This window comes from Photorhabdus temperata, from assembly GCF_025384845.1.
GTDB classification, from domain to species: domain Bacteria; phylum Pseudomonadota; class Gammaproteobacteria; order Enterobacterales; family Enterobacteriaceae; genus Photorhabdus; species Photorhabdus temperata.
Genome location: NZ_JAJAFX010000117.1, coordinates 1 through 4,599 on the forward strand (window position 1 = coordinate 1; position 4,599 = coordinate 4,599).

Below are 4,599 nucleotides of genomic sequence, written 5' to 3' on the forward strand. Positions count from 1 at the left end.
CACCTACCGGGAAGGTAACCGGGAATTCACCGAATCAGTGACTCAGCAAGGCACTGAACTGACCAGCGGCGGCATACTCACGATTATCTCAACCGGCAGTATTCTTTTCCAGGCCACCAAACTGGCGGCCAAAGGGGCAATGGATGTCGCGGCACAAGGCGGTTACTTGTACGCTCAGGCGATGGAAGAATCCAGTCACTATGAGAAAACAGAGACCACGCGTAAGTGGTATGGCAAAAAGAAAACCATTAAACACACCCGTCATGATGTTACTAACAAAGTGACTGAATTTACCGCCGGCGGCGATATTAACCTGTTAAGCCGGGATGACAGCACTTATGAAGCCAGCAAAATCGCCACCAATCAAAATGCCAAACTGACCAGTACTCACGGTCAGGTTAATTTTAAAGCAGTAAACAACAGCACCTTTGCGCAAACGATTACCCATTCCAAAGGGTTCTACATCAAGCTCAAGCAGACAGATAAAGGTTACACCGAAAATACATGGGTGCTTCCTACTATTCATCTTGGCGGAAAACTCACCGTAGATGCAGCAAATGGTGTTAGCGCTGATATCAAAGCAAAAAATGGTCAGTCATTACAAGCTGTCGTCTCCGTCTTCGGTAATACCCCGGAAACCGCCTGGTTGAAAGGACTGAATGAACGTCAGGATGTTCAATGGAACTTAGTCAAAGATGCGTATGACAGCTGGGATTATAAAAGCCAGCATCTGAACCCGGTGGTTTCAGCGGTCATCGCGATTGCCGTGGCTACCGTGACGGCAGGCGCAGGCATAACGGCTTCGGTGGCCGGATCGGCAGCAGGCACGGCAGGTTCAGCGGCGACGGCTGCGGGGGCTACCGCCAGCACCGCCGCTACTGTGGGCTCAATGGCTTACGGCGCGACAGCTTCCAGCATGGCGGCTCTGGCCTCTCAGGCGGCAGTGGCACTGGTGGACAATCAAGGTGATCTGTCCAAAACCTTAAAGGCAATGGGAAGCAGCGATACCGTTAAATCAACCCTGACTTCAATGGTGATGGGTGGCGCACTGGCGGGCTTTGACACGGTAATGGGATGGGATGAAGCAGCGAATGGCGCAAAACTGGATCCATCAAAGGCGAAGTTACCTTCCTTGAGCAACGGCGACTGGAGCAAAGTGGCTCAACGGGTTGCGGGTCAGTCCATTATCGGTGCCAGTCTGGGGACAACCCTTAATGGCGGCAGCTTTAAAGATAACCTCACCACCGCATTACTTGCCAATATCGGCAATCAGATTAATGCAGAAGGGGCCGGGCTGATTGGGGACAACGGGGACATTCTGGGTGTGCCCGGTAAAGCCCTCAGCCATGCAGTGGTTTCTGCCCTGGCGGCGGAAATAGCGGGCGGTGATGCCAAAGGGGCGGCTGTGGGGGCGTTGGCCGCAGAACTGGCGGCAATTACAATGGAAAGCCGGCTATTTGAACCGTCGTACAAGAATGAAGCCGAGCGGCAAATTCATAAGCTTCAAGAAGCGCTTACAGGTAATGAAGCTAAGACCCAGACAGCCAAATTTATCGGAGCGTTGTCAGGTGCCCTGATTAGTCATACACCCGAAGGCGCTTACAGTGCGGCTAACAGCGCAGAGATTGTCTATCGTAACAACATGACTGAGCATATGTTGCATCAGCTATCGGTTGATAATCAAAAAGATATCCTGGCGGCAGAGAAAGGGGATAAATCGGCGGCAGAACGCGTTATTGCGCGACGTGATGCCGCAATAACCGTGACCGCAGTGGCCGCAGGCGGATATGCTCTGACTTATGGTGGTTATATACTGGTGGCCGGATCTGCGGAAATGGCAGCGGCAGGGCGTATTGCGCTTGAAGGGTGTAAAACTAATCCGGCTCTGTGCCTGAATAATGTGGGCATTTTTGTTGCAGATGCCATTGCGCCGGAAGCGGCTGTTGGCACGGGCGTTTTAGCGACCGGAGCCGTAAAAGTATTAGGTAATACCCAAGAAGGTACGAAAAATCTGGCAGGAGAATTGAGTCATGCCTCAAAACCACTGTTAAGCAATGCCAAACCTAATACCAATACCGTAACTGGCTTGATGGAAAAAGAAGCGTTGTATATAGAGCGCAACTCGGCAACAGCGACTGTCAGCGCTTCAGAAACCGGTATCCAATGGGGCAAGGGTAATATGAAGCAAGGTATGCCTTGGGAGGATTATGTGGGTACGCAACTCCCTGTAGGCTCCCGCTTACCGAAGAACTTTAAAACTTTTGATTACTATGATGCATCAACGAAGACAGCTGTCAGTGCAAAAACAATGGATATTCAAACACTATCAAAATTGACCAGACCAAAGCAGATATACGGTTCTATTAAAGGTAATATTGATGATGTTATGAAATTTGAAACATATACACTTTCAAGAAGGACTATAGACTCCTCAATGATTGTTAACAGAGAAATACAACTGGCTGTTTCTGCTAATACAACTAAAGCCCAGTGGATCGAAATCAATCGGGCAATAGAATATGGCAAAATTCAGGGTGTAAAAGTTACAGTGACACAGGTGAAATAATAATGTTTAACAAAGATCAGGATTATTGGGCTAGTTGCTACAGCACGAAAGAGTTTTTGCTCATTGAAACTAAATCAGGATTAGGTATGGTTGCGGCTGATCCAAATTTTCAGCCCCACTTGTTATCCATAATTGCTGATAATAAAAGTATTGGTGAAAGCGTTCTACAGGCTTTATCAAATAGTCGGACATTAGCTTCTCTCGAAGAGCGAGGTACTTTTTTTGATCTTGAAAAAGGTAAAGAGCAATACGCTGCATGGGTAGCCATGCTGATGGAAAAATATGAGTATAAAACCAAAAAGGCTTTATTCAAAGATATGAAACATTGTTTTATCCATTGTGTTAATAGCTTTATTACTATTTCACCTTCTCGCCATGAAAAACTGGAAGCATGGGGAGGTACAGGACGTGGTGGAAGTGATAAAGTCATTTTGTCTGTGGAGAATTCAACTGCTGAGATTGGTGCGGGACTGAGGCTCGCTCTTAGTCGCTGTATCGGTTAAATCAAGATCCCAGCCATAAAAAAGCTGGGATTTTTTTCCCTTTTTGGTTTATCCGCAAGCTGTTTTCTTTTCGGTGATTAGTTATCTGAGGATAAAAAAACAGGTATCCATTAATGCCAGATTTTGAAAAGGTACAGAGTAACTAAAAACGGCTTATTCCCTACCATATTTAATACATTCATCGACGATGCTATCCTCCACTTATTTTACATTTACCTAACCTGCCATAACCATTTAAAAACACTAAAACAGAGATATTAAAGCTTTTATATAAAAGACGGATTTAACTATAAGTAAAACTTTTTAAAATGATTATTAATCATATTTAATTGAAGCTCATTAACCATTAAAAGAGAGTTAAAAAATCAGTGAGAAAAAGAATATTTTCCGAGAAAATATAAAATGGCATCTTTATACCATCAGACTATTTACAGGTTGATTTATGAAGATAAAACAAATGAGTATGACTTATGAAAACTGCTAAAAATTGCCAGCAAAACAACGTCAGTAAAGATAAAAAATGGGTATGATTAAAGTTGGTTAAAAGTAAAACACAATATACTATGATGATTAAACTTAAGAAAAAACAGGTGTTAAAAGTAGTAAAAACAATGGTTAAAACCTGATTATACCGATTAAAACCCGAGGTTAAAAAAATGGCTTTTAATAACAACTTAAAATCTGCCCATCATAAAATTATCAGTGAAAGATGAGAAAAATAATTGGTTTTATTAATGCTTACATACCCCGGAAAAAAGGATAAATAAAAATATGAATGGTTTAATCAGACAATTTATTTTCCCAAAGGAACCGACTTTAATAATGTTTTCAACTGACAATAAACTTTGTCATAAACCAGTTAAATCATTGATCATAGAAAACTCTCAAATGAATGATTTAATAGAATACGAATCGGGTTACTTGCAGTGTTATTATGTAAAACCGTAAATACGTCAGATTAAACTTGTTTTACACTGCTTTAATCAGTCTTGTTCGTAAAAAAGTCTTATTTTTGTAAAGAGGAATTATTTTTCACCATTAATTTAAATCACATTCATAATTTAATTATTCAATAATATTTATAGGTTTCTATCTTGTTGTGATTTTTGAAAAAAATCATACTTGTTGTTTTTATTTGTATTTCCTAATAATACCTAATGAGATAAATATAAAATTGAAATTCTTAATCAGCACGCATTAAAAGGTAGTGATATATCACGTAAATACTCTCTATAACTAATGGAAAAAGTGGAAGATTAAATTGTATAATTCAAATATTGCATCCAATCGCTTTCTGTAAAGTGAATAAATACTTACCTAATTAATTCCCATAGGAATTATTTTTCTGGCATACCTGTTGTTGAAGTGCCTATATCCTTTACCAGAAAAAATCGAAGTTTTCGCTATGGCTAATCTGGTGATTAGCCAAGGACAAGATTTTGACTATGAGCAATTTAGTGTCACAACCGGTAGTAATAGCGGTAGATACTCTGGAATTTGATCAGATGGACAACTGATATATGAAACTAT

General features: G+C 41.4%; 2 protein-coding genes. Both read left to right on the top strand.

Features of this window, described 5'->3' with window-relative positions; all coding sequences use genetic code 11:
• Positions 1-2,566: DUF637 domain-containing protein (locus LGZ99_RS24725; protein ID WP_315903528.1), on the top strand; the 2,566-nt coding region annotated here is incomplete at its 5' end.
• On the top strand, positions 2,566-3,069 hold the full coding sequence (locus tag LGZ99_RS23405) for a contact-dependent growth inhibition system immunity protein (RefSeq protein ID WP_262979739.1): 504 nt from the start codon (positions 2,566-2,568) through the stop codon (positions 3,067-3,069). The genes LGZ99_RS24725 and LGZ99_RS23405, both read left to right, overlap by 1 nt.
• Positions 3,070-4,599 lie beyond the last annotated feature (1,530 nt).